The following is a 17,500-nucleotide window of genomic DNA, read 5'->3' on the forward strand; positions in this document are numbered from 1 at the left end:
ATGAAATTTTCGTTTGATAAAAAAGAAATTGTGGATGTTCTTTCAAAAATTCAAGGATTAACAGGAAGAAAGACCAATTTAACCATAACATCTGATATTCTTATAAAAGCAATGGAATCCGGGATAACTATAACAGCCAATGATTTGGAAACAGTTTTTCTTGGAACTTATAAGGCTGAAGTTGAAAAAGAGGGTATTTTATCAATTAATTCAAAAAAGTTTTTTGAAATCATCAAAGAATATCCTGAAAATAAAATTTTTGTGAATGAAATTGAAAACAGGTGGGTTGAGATTGGAGAAGGAGACAGTATTTATCATATTGTATCTTCAGATTATAAAAATTTTCCTGAAACCCCGGTTATAGAAAATATAGAATTTATTGAAATAGATTCTAAAAATTTAAAAAAGATGGTTGATGTATCAGGTATTGTGAATTATTCAGGTGATGAAAAACGAATTTATGTTATGGGATCATTGATTGAAAAAATATCCACAGATAGTGACGAAAAATTAAGAATTGTATCAACGGATTCAAAACGACTTCATTGCTGTGATACAACTTTTAAAGGAAATCTCCATCTGCCGGACGAAAGTGTTATTGTTCCTAAAAAAGGCTTGTCAGAGTTAAATAAATTTATAGATACCGGTAAAGATGACATAAAGGTGGGAATTAAAGATAATTATTTTATTTTTCAAAATAAAAATGAATCCATAATGATTAAACTTCTTGAAGGAGAGTTTCCCGAGTATAAACCGGTTCTAAATTATGAAGACATGATTCCCATTGAAATGGACAGAAGAATGTTTTCAACACTTATGAAGCGGGTTTCTATTTTAACATCTGATGATTATAAAAGTGTGATCTTAAATTTTAAAAACAATGAACTGGTCGTTACTATCACCAATCCTGAAATAGGTGAATCAAAAGAAAGAATGATGGTTTCATATTCCAATGAAGAGATTAAAAGTGCGTTTAATCCGAAATATTTTATTGATGCTTTAAGTATTTTTGAAGACAGTATTATTGTTGTAAATATTAAGGACAATAAAAGCCCCTGTATAATCAAAAGTATTGATGATGATAAACTTATTTGTGTAATAATGGCAATGCATATATCATAACTAAAGGTCACATGTGGATAAAAATAAAGTAACAAAAGAGTATAGTGCCGGCAGTATAAAAGTACTGGAAGGTCTTGAAGCCGTTCGTAAAAGACCTTCCATGTATATTGGAAATGTTGATATTGAAGGGCTTCACCACCTGGTTTATGAAGTGGTGGACAACAGTATTGATGAAGCCATGGCAGGACACTGCGATACGATTTTTGTGACCATTCATCCGGATAATTGTGTGAGTGTGGAAGATAACGGTCGCGGAATTCCCGTTGCAATACATGAAACAGAAAATATACCTGCCTGTGAAGTGGTCATGACCAAGCTTCATGCCGGAGGTAAATTTGATAAAGATTCCTATAAAGTATCAGGAGGGTTGCACGGAGTTGGAATTTCCGTTGTTAATGCACTTTCCTTGAATCTTGACATGGAAGTCTATAAAGATGGAAAAATTTATCATCAGTCCTACTCCAAAGGTGATAAGAAGACCGAACTTGTCATTAAAGGAGATACGGTTAAAAGGGGAACAAAAATTACATTCATTCCTGATTTTGAAATCATGAACGAGAATGAATTTATTTACGAAATCATTTCCCGAAGAATGAGAGAACTTGCCTTTTTAAATAAAGGAATCAGAATCATTATTGAAGATGAACGGTCTGCTGAAAAAGATGATTTTCACTATGAAGGTGGAATTGTCTCTTTTGTTGAGTATTTGAACCGGTCCTGTACTGCTTTGCATGATCCCATCCATATCGAAGGTGATAAAAAGGATGTACAGATTGAAGTGTCCATTCAATACAATGATACCTTTAAGGAAAAACTCTATTCTTATGCCAATAATATCAGGACCATTGAAGGTGGTGCCCATGTGTCCGGTTTTAAGGCAGCGTTAACCCGTACTGTAAACTCTTATATCTCTTCTGGATCAAATAATCTGCCCAAAAATATGCAAAATATTAAAATCGGCGGCGATGATATGAGAGAAGGTCTTGCTGTTATTATTTCCGTGAAACTTATGGAACCCCAGTTTGAAGGTCAGACTAAAACAAAGCTGGGAAATAATGAAATTAAAGGAATTGTTGAATCTCTTCTCAATGAAAAACTGGGTCAGTATCTTGAGGAAAATCCAAATGTTGCAAAAAAAATTATTGCCAAGGCGGTTGATGCCGCAAGGGCAAGGGATGCCGCCAAAAGAGCAAGAGAACTTGCCAGAAAAAAAGGAACCCTTCTGGATTCGTCTTTGCCGGGTAAACTGGCTGAATGCCAGTTTGCAGATCCTGCTGAAAGAGAATTGTTTCTTGTGGAGGGAGATTCTGCAGGCGGCAGTGCCAAACAGGGAAGAGACAGACGGTTCCAGGCGATTCTTCCTCTTAAGGGAAAAATACTTAATGTTGAAAAGGCCAGGTTTGATAAAATCCTGAGAAGTGATGAAATCAAGAACATTATTACGGTTTTAGGCACTGGTGTCGGCAGGGAAGAGTATGACATTGAAAAAGTCAGATATCATAAAGTTGTTATAATGACGGATGCGGATGTTGACGGATCTCATATCAGAACTCTGCTGTTGACCTTTTTTTACAGGCAGATGCCGGATCTGATTTCAAAAGGGTATCTATATATTGCCCAGCCGCCGCTTTTCAGAGTGGGATCAAGGAAAAGCGGGGTATATCTTAAAAATGAAGAAGAGTATTCCAATTACCTGGTGAAAAGAATTGCCGGGCAAAAAGATATGTTTATATATGGCAACAAGGAACCTCTTTTAGAAGAAGACTTTTATTTTTTTCTGGTCAATTTATCTGACTATTATAATGCAGTCGTTTTATTAAAGAAAAGAGATATGGATACAGATCTCTTGCTTACTCTGATTAAAAATGGTGTGAAAGATAAATTTTTTCTTGAGGAAAAGCAAAATTTTATTTCTCTTTCAGAAGATCTTACGAAACACGGATATATCTCAGGTGAAATAGAGTATGATCCGGAAAGAAATATCTTTGAAATGGATATATATGAAAAAGAAGAAAAACAGCCTGTTTTAAGGGTTGGCAGAGAAATTCTGGCTACCAATGATTATAAAAGGATGCTGAAAGGATATGAAAAAATCAAACAGTTTGATAAACCTCCTTTTTCCATATCTGCTAAACAGTCAGATGCTGAAGTAAAAAAAGAGTACCCGTTTGATGATATATACAGTCTATTTGAGTTTATAATGTCAGAAGCAAAAAAAGGGATTAATATTCAGCGATATAAAGGTCTGGGCGAAATGAATCCGGACCAACTCTGGGAAACCACTATGAATCCTGAAAAAAGGATAATGCTCAAGGTGAATATTGAAGATGCTGAAAAAGCAGATGAGATCTTTACTCTCCTTATGGGTGAGGAAGTGGAACCTCGAAGAAATTTTATTCAAAAACATGCCCTTGAGGTCTCGTCACTAGATTATTGATACTTTTTAAATATTAGTAAGAAAAAAAAGGAGTTAATTATTTAACTCCTTTTTTTGTTTTTCAGTTCTAAGTCTGTCAAAAGGTTTAATTGACATCATTTTGAATTTAAATTATTATATAAATACACTTCAATAATAAATTTTTCACCATTTTTTATTAAAAATAAAGGAGGCCATCATGCCCAAGTCTATTCAAAAACGAATTGATGAGCAGATCAAAAAATGGGAAATGGAAAAAAAAGAAGCTAAACCCATTCAGGAATTCATCAATGTTATCACCATCTCCAGGGAATGCGGCAGCCAAGGATGTGAGGTTGCGGAAAGACTTTGCTCTGAAACAGGGCTTGATCTGTTTGACAAAAAGATTCTTGAAGCCATGGTTGATATATCAAAGACCAACCGGGGCCTTTTGGAAACCTTGGATGAGCGGTCAATGAACATCGTGGATGATATTATATCAAATTTTGTAAATGAACACCATTTATGGGCAGACGAATATTCAAAACTCTTGTTGAAGATATTAACTACCATTGGCAAGCATGGAAATGCTGTTATTCTGGGAAGAGGTGCAAATTGTGTTTTAAAGGGTAAAAACGTCCTGAGAGTAAAGATCGTGGCACCAATGACTGTGCGGCGTAATCAAACTCAGAAATGTCATGGTATGAATTTGGATGACGCAATGAAACATATGGTCAGTACCGATTCCAATAGAACAGCTTTTGTAAAAAGATATTTTAATTGTGATGCAAACGATCCTTCAAATTATGATTTGATTTTAAACACCGGAACCCTGTCTGTTGAAAAAGCAGTACAAATTATTAAGTGTGCAATTAATTAAAATTAAACAGTTAAATTTTTCATGACCTTTTTCATTTAAAGAAAGGCCTTTCTTAACAGTTGTTTGTTTTCCAATAGAGCAAGCCGCTGTTAAATATTATTTTTTAATTTGATAAGAATAGAACTGGAATAGATATTTTTTTATGCTTGTATTATCTGTTGCCGTTTATCGTTTTGGATATCAATGTTGACAAGTCCTTCATCTTCACGGGTTTTATTAAAAGTTCCTGGGCATTAATGGAATCCATCCACTCTTTTGTATAGGTTCTTTTAAACCCTGTGCAAATAATTACAGGAACATCAGGATTTCTTTTTTTTATTTCCTCAACTAACTTATCACCTGTTATCTCAGGCATTGTCAGATCTGTTATCACCAAGTCAAATTTATTTGGGTTGGTTTTGAATATCTCAAGGGCTTTAATACTGCTTGTACAGGCTGTGGTATCATATCCAAGTCTCTTAAGAAATTTTTGTTCCATGGCTACAATCTGTTCTTCATCATCTACCAGCAGAATATGCCCCGTTCCTTTTATACAATTGTTTTTAATAACCGGGAGTGATGAGTTGTCCGTGTTTGAATCAATAAGGGGTAGATATATGTGAAAACAGGTTCCTTTATAAGGTTTACTGATCACTTTAATGTCCCCTCCTGCCTTTTTAACGATTCCATGAGCAACTGCCAACCCCAGCCCAGTACCTTTTCCGGATTTTTTGGTTGTAAAATAAGGTTCAAATATTTTCAGAGCAATGTTTTTTTTCATTCCAATTCCTGTATCGGAAATTAACAATTCCAAATATCTGCCCGGTTTTAAATCCAAAAGATTATTTAAATCATCTTCTTTGATTTCTGATTCAAAAAGTTTTACTGTAAGTGTTCCACCTCGATCTTCCATGGCTTGATATGCATTGGTACACAGATTCATGATGACCTGATGAATCTGGGTTGAATCCGCCATAATGGGTCTGCAGTTCATATCAATTTGCTGAACTATATTTATGGTTGTTGGAATGGTTTTTTTTAAAAACTTAAGAGTTTCTTTTATAATAGGCTGAACCAGCACCGGGTTTGTTTCTTTTTCCGCTTTCCTGCTGAATGAGAGAATTTGATTGATCAGTTCTTTTGCCCTGTTTGATGCTTTAAGAATATTCATCAGATACTCATGGGTGTCACTGTTTTCAGCGGTATCCAAAAGCAGGATTTCAACATATCCTGTAATGGGGAAAAGAATATTGTTGAAATCATGAGCAATGCCACTTGCCAGAATACCTATGGCCTCCATTCTCTGGGTTCTGATAATATGGTCTTTCAGCCGGTTGTTTTCTTGTTCCACTGCTACTCTTTCGGTAATGTCTCCAACAACGACAATGAATCCTTCTGATAGATCAGATGAATTCAAAGGGCAGCTTCTGAGTGAGCAATGAAAAATTGTTCCATCTTTTTTTATGCATTGGCTTGTTAATTGAGATGGTTTTAATTCAGAAAAATCAGAATAAAGCGCTTTGCCTATTCTCAGATAACTGGAATCATTCTGGTAAAACATCCTGACGTTTTTACCGATCAAATCATCATAGTCATATCCAAACATTGTGTGCAAGGTTTCATTTGCCCAGTAAATTTTTCGTTGTTTAACCAGACAGATTCCTATAGGAGATGCCTGAGTTATAGCACTTAATTTTTGTTCATTTAATTTCAGTGATTGTTCAAAAGAACAATACCTTTGATAGCTGTTTTTGAATAAAAGTATGCCCCCTGTTAAAAAAATGAAAACAATAAAAAATAATGTATAATGCTCGTATCTTTCAGTTTCTTCAATGATTTCATCAAGCGCATTCATCGGGGAACAAATCGCTATAGACCAATTGGAATCAGCTGTTTTGACAGGTGCATATGCCACAAATTTTTCAATGTATCCTTTTTGTTCCCGATGCCAGCCCGAGGTATAGGTATCCGTACCTTCATGGCCCTGTATCATTTTTTGCTGAATTATTTCTATTTTTTTATATGAAAAAGCCGGGTTTTTTTTCTCTCTGGCACCAAAACTGCTTTTCCCTTCAAATTCTTTGACAGGATGCGTGAGAAAGTTACCTTTTGAATCCAGAATCCATGCATACCCGGTCTTGTCTGATATAATTGAATTTATAATTGAATTTAAAACATTCATCGGATCAAAAGATCCCACCAAAACACCTTTGATGTGGGGTGTGGCCTGATCATTGTCAAAAACAGGAATGGCGATTCTAATTCTCGGTTTATTTTCTTCATTGTAAAGAAGGCTGGAGATGGAAATTTTACCGGTTGCTATAGTTTTTTTATAAAATTTTTCTGTACCATAGTTTTTTCCAATCAATTCACGGCGAAATCCTTCACTGGGATAAATAAATGTCAAAATTCCATTAATACTTACAAACCTTATGGAGGTAACGTTCTGCAACTTATCATACAGTTTGTAAAACAAAGCATCTTGGGAGGATCTTGAAGATAGTATTTGGTTTGCGTTTGCCATAAAATACAGATTTGAAATAAAATGATCAAAATAGTTTTCAATTGCGGATGCCACCAATCTTGTCTGCATCAGCTGCTGAATACCAAACTGGCCGGCAGCCATGCTCCTTAATTTACGACGGCTGTTCAGGTTAATATATACTGCAATGATAATAACGCTGATTATGGTCAGGGTAATAAAGAGCAAAAATAATTTTGAAGACAGCTTCATTTTAGTTTTGCGGATTTTCATGATTTATTACCTTATCATTATATGCCTTTCTAAGAAGGCATATCATTTGTTCCGGTTAATACATTATTTGAGATTAAAAATTTTTAAAGTCATCATCGTCACAGGAAATCAACTGGTCGGACCGAATTTCTCTTTTGCCTGACTCCATGAGTGCTGTTTGTGTTTCATAATCGGGTTTTCTTGTTCTGTTTTTCGAACCGTTGACCACAATCACCAGCTCATGAACGAGGTATTTCATTTGTTCGGCCTGAGCATTGAGTTCTTCAGAAGTACTGGCAGACTCTTCCGCAGTTGCCGCATTCTGCTGTATCACCTTGTCAACCTCAGTTACGGCAATATTGAGCTGTTCAATACCCTCGGACTGTTCTTTTGACGCTGCGGTAATTTCATTCACCAGTTCACTGGCCTTGATTGAACTTTTCGCAACCCTGGAAAATGATTCATTATTGCTGACAACCATACCAGAACCTATATTTATCTTGTTTGTAATATCTTCAATAAGGTCGGTTGTGTTTTTTGCTGCATCAGCCGCACGCATGGCAAGATTTCTTACCTCATCTGCCACAACTGCAAAACCTGCTCCTGCATCCCCTGCCCGGGCGGCTTCAACAGCGGCATTAAGGGCCAGAAGATTAGTTTGAAATGCAATTTCATCAATGGTTTTAACTATTTTGGAGGTTTCTTCGCTTGATTTTGAAATTTCATCAATGGATTGGGTCAGCTGTCCCATGGATACGGAAGCCTGTTTTACCTCTTTGCTTACTTCCTGCATGATGGTGTTGGTCAATCCGGAATTTTCTGAATTTTGTTTGACCATGGACGATATTTGTTCAAGCGATGCAGATGTTTCCTCAATGGATGCGGCCTGTTCAGTCGACCCTTCCGCAAGGGATTGGCTGGCTGATGAAATTTGGCTGGATGCGGCGGAAACCTGTTGAGACCCGGTTTCAAGATTTTCAATGATTTGACTTAAATATTTTGTAATTCCGCGGGTAATGAAAAAAGAAAGAAATATTCCCAGTCCTGCAGCTGACAGTGTTGTCAGGCCAAGGAAAATACCGGCAAAAGATATTTGATCATTCATTTTTGCCTTTTGATTTGCCCTGGTATCACTGCATATTTTCTGAACCGCCCTGGCTGATGCCACCATTTGATCAGTTGCTGATACTTGTTGCTTTTTACAATGCACTACATTATCAAAAGCCGTTTTATATACCTCTAAAAAATTAATAATACTATTAATTTTCTGCTTTGATTCTTCAGACTGAACAACTGATCTTAAATTTTCAGCAAGCTCTATAATTTTTTTTGAAAATTTGGAAACCTTATCAATAGACACCATATCTTCTCTTAAAAGAAAATTTTTTTCCTGACGGCGGCATTGTAAAAGATTTTGAATAATTAAATTGGTATCATCTGCCCATTTAAGCCGTGAATTAAGGATTTCAGCAGATGCCCCGTCTTTTTGTAACACATAGTATTGCTCCCGCTGGATACAATGAATTTCAGCTGCGGTTTTTTCCATCAGCCGGGCACTTTGAACCATTTTATTATCAACACTTATAAATTTTTGGATTTTTTCGTTAAGGTTTACATAAGTTGAGAACCCTTGTTCATACTGATTTACTTGTGACAGGATATCATCCATCCTATTTTTATTTTCAAGGTCAGTAAATTCTTCTTTTGTTGACAGAATCTGTTGTTTAAGGGCCTTAATATTTTCGTTCACCTTTTCCAAATATGTTGTTTTTTCCCTGATAATATAATTTTTTTCGTGCCGTCGGGTTTCCAGCATTGTTTTAACCATTTGGTTCACGTCATCTGCAATATGCACCCTGTCCACAACACATGTATTGGTATAATAACCAGCATAAGCCACAAGGCCACATAGGATAATCAGCAGTCCTGCCAGACCCATAATCTTTGTTCCTAATTTCATATTTTTAAACATTGATTATTCCTTTATTTTAATCCTAATTTATATTGATTCCATCAGAATGCTCACTTCCCATATGATGGCCATACAAATTGCATACCATGTTTTATTTAAATATTAATATGCTAAGGGTTGAACATAAGGGACTTTTTGAATTTATTTAATTATATCAAATTATTAAGGTTTTATCTGTGCGGAATTGAACAAGTTGTTGATAGCATCCGGTTTAAAATAGGATGCTTAAATTGCTTTGACAGATGTCAGGATTATTTTCAAAGTGTAAATGATTTCTACTTTTGTTTGAATGATGTTGAAAAAAATATTCTAGTAGCAAGCAGGAAAGTTTCCAAAGCAATAACAACGATTAAAAGTATTTTTACAGGGCTTTAGCAGTTGCAAAAAAGAAGGGAAAAATGGTATTCAGTTAGAGTATAAATAATGGCAACAACCCGTAACAGCAGGTTATATATAATGAAACCGCAAGAGATTGAAGATTTAAGTTTTAAGATAATAGAAAAAGAAGTCGGGGACCACTCATTCAGTGATGATCAGTGGCCCATTGTCAGGCGAATGATTCATACATCGGCAGACTTTGAATATATTCAGACGATAAGGTTTTATCCTGATGCGGTCCAAAAAGGAATACAGGCTATTCAAAGGGGCTGTTATATCATTACAGACACCAATATGGCCCGTGTGGGAATCAGGAAAAAAGAAATTCATGAATTTGGCGGCAATGTTTCTTGCCTGATCGCAGAGGAAGCGGTTGCAAAAAAAGCAAAAGAGGCTGGTTCCACAAGGGCCTTGGCAGCTGTTGATATGGCGTGTGAACAGATGGAAGGCGGCATTTATGTGGTGGGTAATGCCCCAACCGCACTGTTAAGGTTGATAGAATTGATAAAGGAAAAAAAAGCAAATCCTGCCATGGTGATTGGATTTCCTGTGGGATTTGTGAATGCAGCTGAATCCAAGGATGAATTGATGGCACTTGATTTTCCCTACATTACCAACAAGGGAAGAAAAGGCGGATCAAATATTGCCGCAAGTATTGTCAATGCACTTGCCATAATGGCGGTTGAGGCCAGATAAACTGCTAGAATAAACAACTGGAGGATATTATCAAAGGTTTTGTTATTGGTGCCACCGGCAGCGGAACCGGGAAAACCACAATAAGTCTTGCTATTTTGTCATATCTTGCTGACATGGGAATTAAAGTGGCCCCGTTTAAGGTTGGGCCTGATTTTATTGATCCCGGCCACCATACCAAAATTGCAGGAAAAACAAGTATTAATCTGGATTCCTGGATGCTTTCCAAAGAATATAATACCCGGATTTTCAATGAAAACACAGCAGGTTATGATGTAGCTGTGATTGAAGGTGTTATGGGGCTTTTTGACGGATTTGACGGTCTTTCAGATGCAGGTTCCACCGCCCAAATGGCCAAATGGCTGGATTTGCCGGTGGTATTGATCGTCAGTGCCAGGGGAAAGGCCAGAAGTGCGGCTGCCATTGTCAAAGGCTTTGAAACTTTTGATCCCGAGTTGAAAATTGCCGGTGTCATATTCACCAAGACCGGAAGTCTGCGGCATTATGACTATTTGAAAAAAGCGGTGGAACAAAGTTGTAAAACAAAATGCCTTGGATTCATGCCGAAAAATGAACGTATTGTGATGCCGGAAAGGCATCTGGGACTGGTTACATCGGAAGAAATGGAAATTAGCAGAGAGGTTTTGTCATTGCTCTCCGACATGGTCAGGGACCATATTGATATGGAAGGGTTGATCAAGTCTCTTGAATCTTTTGAAACATTGGCAGATAAGCAGCCAAAAATCGCCGAGAGTTCCGTGGAAAAGGGTCCGGCAATTGCTGTTGCCAGAGACAAGGCTTTTTGTTTTTACTACCCGGATAATTTGGAACTATTGAAAAAGGCCGGGGCAAGAATTGTTGAATTTTCACCCTTGAATGATGACAGGCTGCCACAGAATATTGACGGGATTTACTTTGGAGGCGGATACCCGGAAGTGTTTGCTGAAAAATTGTCTGAAAAAACTCTGCTGTTAAAGGAAATCAAGGAAAAAAGCATGTCAGGAATGCCCATTTACGGTGAATGCGGTGGATTTATGTTTCTTTGCAATAAAATGTCCGGAATGGATGAAACTCAACCGTATTTCATGTCCGGCTGTTTTAATTTGAACGTTCAAATGTCAAAGCGTCTTCGTTCTCTTGGGTACAGGGAAATCACGTTAACAAAAGATACAATTATCGGAAAAAAAGGGGATGTGTTGCGGGGCCATGAATTTCATTATTCATCTCTGGAAAATCCCGACAGCGATACTGCCAATGTATATCATGTGACCTCCCGTGCAGGACAGGATATTTCCCTGCACGGTTATCAGGTATCAAACACCCTGGGTAGTTATCTTCATATTCATTTTGGAAGCAGCAAAGGTTGTGCAAAACAATTTGTGGACTGCTGCAAAAAGTTTAAGGATACAAAAAAATAAAAATGTCATCCAAAACACTTAAAAAAGGATTTACAACTGGTGCAGCAGCTGCTGCTGCTGTAAAAGCCGCCTTACTCTCTTTTTTTTTTAAAGATCCTGATTTCGTTGAGATTTTATTTCTGACCGGTGAAAAAAAAAAAATTGATATTAAATCCATAAAAAAAATATCGGAAAATACGGTCGAAGTCCTTGTCGTAAAAAATGCGGGAGATGATCCGGATATCACCCACAAGGCTGAAATCGGGGTTCGTGTAACCGTTTCTGATTCAAATGAATTTGCCATACAGATCATCGGCGGAAAAGGGGTTGGAACCGTAACCAAACCAGGTCTTGAATTACCGGTAGGAGAACCTGCAATAAATCCCGGACCCCGGACCATGATCCGAAATTCAGTAGCAGATGTGTTTGACCGGTTTAATGTTCGCCAAAAAAAGGTGGACGTAGAAATTTTTGTTCCACAAGGGGAGGTTCTTGCCCAAAAAACCCTTAATGCCCGGCTGGGCATTTTAGGGGGGATTTCTATTCTGGGAACCACAGGTCTTGTCACCCCCATGTCCCATGATGCTTATATCGCAACGATCAAATCAAGCATTTGTGTTGCGGCTGCTATGGGTATTGACACGCTTGTTTTTACCACGGGCAGACGAAGCGAACGCTTTGCCATAGAAATTTTTAAATCATTTGGCGAAGAGGCTTTTATCCAGACCGGGGATTTTTTTAAGGCATCCCTTGATATGGCAATGCTCAATTCAGGGATTAAATCCATTATATATACAGTGTTTTTCGGCAAGGCGGTTAAAATGGCCCTGGGATTTGAACATACACATGCTGCCAAATCGGAACTGACCTTAAAAAAATTGTCAACATGGGCAATGGATATAACAGGGAACCGGAAGCTGGAAAGTCTTATTTGCCGAGCTAATACCGCCCGTCATGCGTTTTCGTATATCTATCCTGAATACCCGGAACTTATGGTTTATGTGGGTAAAAAAATAATACAGACGGCAACACGGTTTTCATACAACAAACTTAAGATAAAGGTTATTATCCTTGATTTTGACGGAACCATTGCCTTTGATTCAAGGTGAACTATCCAAAGATAATGCTAACCTATATCCCAAGAAAAAATATAAATCATATGCAAAAACAATTCTTAACCGGCTGGGCAGATACAGCTCTGTATAAATCCAAGCAAAACAACCTTATATAGGGAGATATAAACAATGAACATTAACATTTCCTCCATTGGAATCATTCATACCCCTTTTGAAAGCCTGGAGGGCATGCCCATACAGCCGTCCGGTGCAGATAAAGTAACAGGAACCATTGTTATTAACAAAGAATATGAGCTGGGGTTAAAAGATCTGGAAGGATTTTCCCATCTTATTCTTTTGTATAATTTTCATCAGTCAAAAGGGTATGATTTGATCTTAACCCCTTTTCTGGATGATCAAAAACGAGGGGTTTTTTCCACACGGGCTCCTAGGCGGCCTAATCCCATCGGGTTGTCAATTGTCAATTTGCTTAAAATAGAAGGCAATAGATTAACTATTAAAGGAATTGATGTGCTTGACGGCACCCCGTTAATTGATATCAAACCCTATGTCCCGGAATTTGATTCAAAAGCTGTGACAGCCGTTGGCTGGCTTGAAAAAACTCAGAAAAATGCCACTTTTTTAAAATCCGATGACCGGTTTGTTTAAAACCTGATGCCTTTTGTTGTGGCAGCTTGATCTGACGTGGCCGTTAGTAAAAAATGCCGGTAGACCTCAGGTTGACAAATCTGTTAAAGTATACAAGTTGACGGTTAATCAATTATTTATAAAGGAGTCAATAATGGGAAAGTTGATAAAAGAAGATGACAATAAGGGCAGATTGCATATTGATACCCCCCTTATGGGAGAATCACTTGTGAGCAAGCAATTTTTAAAAACAACCGAATCCAAGGATTATTTCAGGATGCACCCGGATATCAATATCCTTAAGATTGGTGGTCAAAGTATCATGGACAGGGGTAGAGCCATGTTACCTATTGTTGACGAATTGATAAAATTAAAGGAAGAATATAAGCTTCTGCTGATGACCGGTGGCGGGACCCGGGCCAGACATGTGTACAATATCGGTGTGGACCTGGGAATGCCTACAGGGGTTTTATCAAAACTGGGTGATAAGGTTTCCTGGCAGAATGCGGAAATGCTCTCTGTTCTTCTGGCAAAACACGGGGGTGTGAAAATCGGTCATGGCGATCATCTGGAACAATTGACCATGTTCTGCAAGGAGGGATACCTTCCCATCACAACAGGAATACCGCCCTATGGTTTTTTTGAACATCCGGCTGAATTTGGTTCCATTCCTCCACATCGAACTGACTGCGGTGCATTTTTGCTGGCAGAGAATATCGGTGCCCGGTCTCTTATTTATTTGAAAGATGAAAAAGGTCTTTTTGAGAATGATCCGAAAAAGGCGGGAAAGAACGCCAAGGATTTAAAATTTTATGGTAAAATTTCCGTAGATGAACTGATAGAACTGGATCTGGATGATCTGATAATTGAACGTCCTATCTTAACAATGCTTAAACACTCAAAGTGTTTGAAAGAACTCCAGATTATTGATGCCCTTAACCATCCGGAGTTTATTCGAGATGCACTGGATGGAAAACAAGTAGGTACGATTATCTATAAATAATAAATTCAAATCCGGCACGATATTACAGCTTTTTTTAACATCGTGCCGGATCTTGATTATTTACCGGAACCATCCTTTTTACCCATGCCATGACCCGGCAGATAGACGATCTGTGCGCCGGTTTCAGTGGCAATGGCTTCAAGTTCGACTTTTCTGATATGCTTTGAATAGAGTTTAATGTCATTTCCACTTACGCCGACAACCCTCAGCCGTGGTTTTTTCTCTCCTTTTTCGATTTTTCGTCGTTCTCTTACAAATATTTTACTCATGACCCCCTCCTTTTGTTAAATCCTAATTGTTGAATGGCTATATATTATATGATATTAATTAATATCATATAATAATAGAATATATCCTTTAAGGATATATGTCAAGGAGTAGTATATATGCGAGATGAAAAAAGTCTTAAGCCTGGTTCCGGGCGGCAGGAAAGATATATTCAAGCATCAATTTTATTGGGATTAAGTTTAAAGCCTTCTTATGGATATGAATTGATCAGCACTATTCAGTCCTATGGGTTTATTCAGGGAGACGCTCCACCGGGAATGGTATACCGGCATTTGCGGCAAATGGAAGAAGATAATCTGCTGCAGTCTGAATGGGAAACAAAACAAGCCGGTGCTGCAAAAAGAATTTATACGATTACACAAGAAGGCAAAGAAGTGTTATCCTATTGGATAAAATTTATGGTAAAAAAAGCCCAACAACTGAATGATTTTGTTCAAATGTATCATGATGCCCAACAAAAATAACTCTTCAATCTGGAGTGTGAGTTGCAAAACAATGACATGACCCTTAAGGCTGCTGCCCTGACTATTTTTATCTGCATTCTTTTTGGTGCCAATCCCGTGGCCATCAAATTTTGTCTGACCGGTTTAGGTGCGTTTACTGCAGCAGGCATAAGGTTTGCTATTGCGGCTGTCGTGATTTTTATCTGGGCGAGAGTTAACCAGATACCTTTAAAAATAAATCATAAGCAAGTGGGGCAGATGCTTATATTGTCTGCCATTTTTGTGGTACAGCTCTCCTGCTTTTATAATGGTATTGATAAAACAACAGCCTCCCACGGGGCATTGATATCTAATATTTTACCTTTTGTAGTATTGGTTCTTGCCCATATTTTTATACCGGGCGATACTATTACCTTAAAAAAAGGGATTGGTATAACTTTTGGATTTATCGGTGTTTTGTTTCTGTTTTTTGATGAACAGGACCTGACCGGTGATTTTAAGAGAGGAGATCTGATCGTTTTGATGGCAATCTTGCTGTGGAGTTCAAATGCCATTTTTGTAAAACGTATCATTTCCCAATATAATGTGTTTCAAATTACCATATATCCCATGATTTTCAGTAACCCTTTCTTTTTTCTCTTTGGTTTTTTATGGGATGAACACATGATACAAATGATGAACCCTACAATTATTACCGCACTGCTGTATCAATCCATTGTAACGGCAGCTTTCGGGTTTATTGCCTGGAACAGCCTGCTGCAAAAATTCGGGGCCACATCCTTGCATTCTTTTATTTTTATCATGCCCCTGGCCGGGGTTGTTTTTGGAGTTATGCTTTTGGGAGAAGCTGTTACACCGCATCTCACCGCATCCATTGTTTTTATTGTCACAGGGGTGATTATTGTTAATTTAAGAAGAAAAAAAACGGTCGTATCAGTTCTTTAAACAGTGTTCTTTTGCTTCATCTTGTGATTGATAGGCATAAAAACAATGATCCTGTACATCTGGAAATAAGCTCTTTTTTTCAGTGAACTCTTTTTTTTCAGAAGATAATATCAAGACAGTATCAGCATTTTTAAGCATGGCATTAAGATGCAAATCCAATACAAACTTTGGATCTGGATGAATTATGATACAGCAGGTGTCTTTTAGTTCCTGGAAAAGAAACAGGCCGTCAAAAATATTTTGAATAACGGCAACTTTTTCTTTTTTTTCTCCCAGAACCATTGTTGGGGTAACGCTTCCAGGAATAATGGTTGTTTTGTTATCTTGGCTTTCATCATATGGATGGATAAAAATGGATTTTAGTTCTTTTTTAACAATAAACGGAATAACTATCCCCGAGGCAAGAAATAATTTTTCATCTTTTTTTAAATTTGTTTCAATACCCCAGTTTTTAATGGATCTGGTCTGTCCGAATTTGTTCCAGCCTATCAGAGCATCTTTTATAAATTGATTCTTAAGACCATGGGTAAACAAAAATGCCTGGGGGTCTTCATTATTTTTTCCCCAAAGATGGCGGTGGGACCGGACTACAAATGCCATGGCCTTTTGTTTCCACACGGCTCTATTAAAAAAGCGGTTATCTGACATTTTTTCTCCCTGATTTTTAGAATTAAGATTAAAAGGTTTTGAATGAATAAAGGATTGCAAGATGTAAATCAAGAATTTATCTGTGTCTAATTTTAAATTATCTATTAATTCAGTGAGATAGATTTTTTGTTAAATTTTTATTAAAAAAGTGTTTGACATTGAATAAGAATTAATGCATTATCTGCCGGTCTTCACGAGAGACGGATTGAGTTTTCTCGGGGAGATTTTTTTTGATCTTTGAAAATTGGTCAGTGAGAAATTTTAAAGCGGGTCTTAAAACAAGACCTTAAAGAGTTTAGAAGTATCAAGGATTATAACTGGAGAGTTTGATCCTGGCTCAGAATGAACGCTGGCGGCGTGCTTAACACATGCAAGTCGAACGAGAAAGGGATTGCTTGCAATCCTGAGTAGAGTGGCGCACGGGTGAGTAACACGTAGATAATCTACCTTCAAGCCTGGGATAACTGCCCGAAAGGACAGCTAATACCGGATGAAGTTGGTTCACACAAGTGAATTAATGAAAGATTGCCTCTTCTTGAAAGCAATTGTTTGGAGATGAGTTTGCGGACCATTAGTTTGTTGGTGGGGTAAAGGCCTACCAAGACTGCGATGGTTAGCTGGTCTGAGAGGATGATCAGCCACACTGGAACTGGTACACGGTCCAGACTCCTACGGGAGGCAGCAGTGAGGAATTTTGCGCAATGGGGGAAACCCTGACGCAGCAACGCCGCGTGAGTGAAGAAGGCCCTTGGGTCGTAAAGCTCTGTCGACAGGGAAGAAATTAGAGTTTTCTAATAGGAGATTCTATTGACGGTACCTGTAGAGGAAGCACCGGCTAACTCCGTGCCAGCAGCCGCGGTAATACGGGGGGTGCAAGCGTTATTCGGAATTATTGGGCGTAAAGGGCGCGTAGGCGGTCT

General features: G+C 37.8%; 14 protein-coding genes and 1 rRNA gene (1 of these 15 cut by a window edge). 11 read left to right on the forward strand and 4 right to left on the reverse strand.

Annotation, left to right across the window (positions count from 1 at the left end; all coding sequences use genetic code 11):
* From dnaN to TOL2_RS00015, 3 genes are all read left to right on the forward strand, one after another.
* Positions 1-1,122, forward strand: a complete 1,122-nt coding sequence (gene dnaN, locus TOL2_RS00005; RefSeq protein WP_014955529.1) for a DNA polymerase III subunit beta — start codon at positions 1-3, stop codon at positions 1,120-1,122.
* Positions 1,123-1,135: 13 nt separating this feature from the next.
* Complete coding sequence (gene gyrB / locus TOL2_RS00010) at positions 1,136-3,559, forward strand: DNA topoisomerase (ATP-hydrolyzing) subunit B (protein WP_014955530.1); 2,424 nt, start codon at positions 1,136-1,138, stop codon at positions 3,557-3,559.
* 178 nt (positions 3,560-3,737) lie between these two features.
* Positions 3,738-4,397, forward strand: a complete 660-nt coding sequence (locus TOL2_RS00015) for a cytidylate kinase-like family protein (protein WP_014955531.1) — start codon at positions 3,738-3,740, stop codon at positions 4,395-4,397.
* 151 nt (positions 4,398-4,548) lie between these two features.
* Here the strand turns inward: TOL2_RS00015 and TOL2_RS00020 are convergent, their stop codons facing one another.
* Both TOL2_RS00020 and TOL2_RS23255 read right to left on the reverse strand, forming a co-directional pair.
* Positions 4,549-7,131, reverse strand: a complete 2,583-nt coding sequence (locus TOL2_RS00020; protein ID WP_014955532.1) for a hybrid sensor histidine kinase/response regulator — start codon at positions 7,129-7,131, stop codon at positions 4,549-4,551.
* 73 nt (positions 7,132-7,204) lie between these two features.
* Positions 7,205-9,082: a methyl-accepting chemotaxis protein gene (locus TOL2_RS23255; RefSeq protein ID WP_014955533.1), complete on the reverse strand. Its 1,878-nt coding sequence runs from the start codon at positions 9,080-9,082 to the stop codon at positions 7,205-7,207.
* Between the two features lie 456 nt (positions 9,083-9,538).
* Between TOL2_RS23255 and TOL2_RS00035 the strand changes: the two genes are divergently transcribed.
* The 5 genes from TOL2_RS00035 to TOL2_RS00055 all read left to right on the forward strand — a co-directional run bounded on the left by TOL2_RS00035 (position 9,539) and on the right by TOL2_RS00055 (position 14,256).
* Positions 9,539-10,156, forward strand: a complete 618-nt coding sequence (locus TOL2_RS00035) for a precorrin-8X methylmutase (RefSeq protein WP_014955535.1) — start codon at positions 9,539-9,541, stop codon at positions 10,154-10,156.
* Between the two features lie 44 nt (positions 10,157-10,200).
* Entirely contained in the window at positions 10,201-11,571 is a 1,371-nt protein-coding gene (locus TOL2_RS00040; RefSeq protein WP_269764210.1) for a cobyrinate a,c-diamide synthase, read from the forward strand.
* A 2-nt stretch (positions 11,572-11,573) separates the two neighbouring features.
* Positions 11,574-12,659: a cobalt-precorrin-5B (C(1))-methyltransferase CbiD gene (gene cbiD / locus TOL2_RS00045; protein WP_014955537.1), complete on the forward strand. Its 1,086-nt coding sequence runs from the start codon at positions 11,574-11,576 to the stop codon at positions 12,657-12,659.
* 135 nt (positions 12,660-12,794) lie between these two features.
* Complete coding sequence (gene tsaA / locus TOL2_RS00050) at positions 12,795-13,274, forward strand: tRNA (N6-threonylcarbamoyladenosine(37)-N6)-methyltransferase TrmO (RefSeq protein WP_014955538.1); 480 nt, start codon at positions 12,795-12,797, stop codon at positions 13,272-13,274.
* A 133-nt stretch (positions 13,275-13,407) separates the two neighbouring features.
* Positions 13,408-14,256, forward strand: coding sequence for an amino acid kinase family protein (locus tag TOL2_RS00055; protein ID WP_014955539.1), 849 nt, complete (start codon positions 13,408-13,410; stop codon positions 14,254-14,256).
* Positions 14,257-14,312: 56 nt separating this feature from the next.
* Here TOL2_RS00055 and TOL2_RS00060 read toward each other — a convergent pair whose 3' ends face one another.
* Positions 14,313-14,525 carry a hypothetical protein gene (locus TOL2_RS00060; RefSeq protein ID WP_014955540.1) on the reverse strand — a complete coding sequence of 71 codons (213 nt, stop codon included), beginning with the start codon at positions 14,523-14,525 and terminating at the stop codon, positions 14,313-14,315.
* A 117-nt stretch (positions 14,526-14,642) separates the two neighbouring features.
* On the opposite strand from TOL2_RS00060, the gene TOL2_RS00065 reads away from it, so the two are divergent.
* Both TOL2_RS00065 and TOL2_RS00070 read left to right on the forward strand, forming a co-directional pair.
* Entirely contained in the window at positions 14,643-15,008 is a 366-nt protein-coding gene (locus TOL2_RS00065) for a PadR family transcriptional regulator (RefSeq protein WP_014955541.1), read from the forward strand.
* 21 nt (positions 15,009-15,029) lie between these two features.
* Positions 15,030-15,932 (forward strand): DMT family transporter, encoded by a 903-nt coding sequence (locus tag TOL2_RS00070; RefSeq protein ID WP_014955542.1) that lies wholly within the window; start codon positions 15,030-15,032, stop codon positions 15,930-15,932.
* Here the strand turns inward: TOL2_RS00070 and TOL2_RS00075 are convergent.
* The gene (locus TOL2_RS00075) at positions 15,921-16,580 is read right to left on the reverse strand and encodes a hypothetical protein (protein WP_041279149.1); all 660 of its coding nucleotides are present in this window, start codon (positions 16,578-16,580) and stop codon (positions 15,921-15,923) included. The genes TOL2_RS00070 and TOL2_RS00075 overlap by 12 nt on opposite strands.
* Positions 16,581-16,894: 314 nt before the next feature.
* On the opposite strand from TOL2_RS00075, the gene TOL2_RS00080 reads away from it, so the two are divergent.
* Positions 16,895-17,500 (forward strand): 16S ribosomal RNA (locus TOL2_RS00080); it runs 954 nt beyond the window's last position.

Origin of the sequence: Desulfobacula toluolica Tol2 (assembly GCF_000307105.1) — a bacterium.
GTDB lineage: Bacteria > Desulfobacterota > Desulfobacteria > Desulfobacterales > Desulfobacteraceae > Desulfobacula > Desulfobacula toluolica.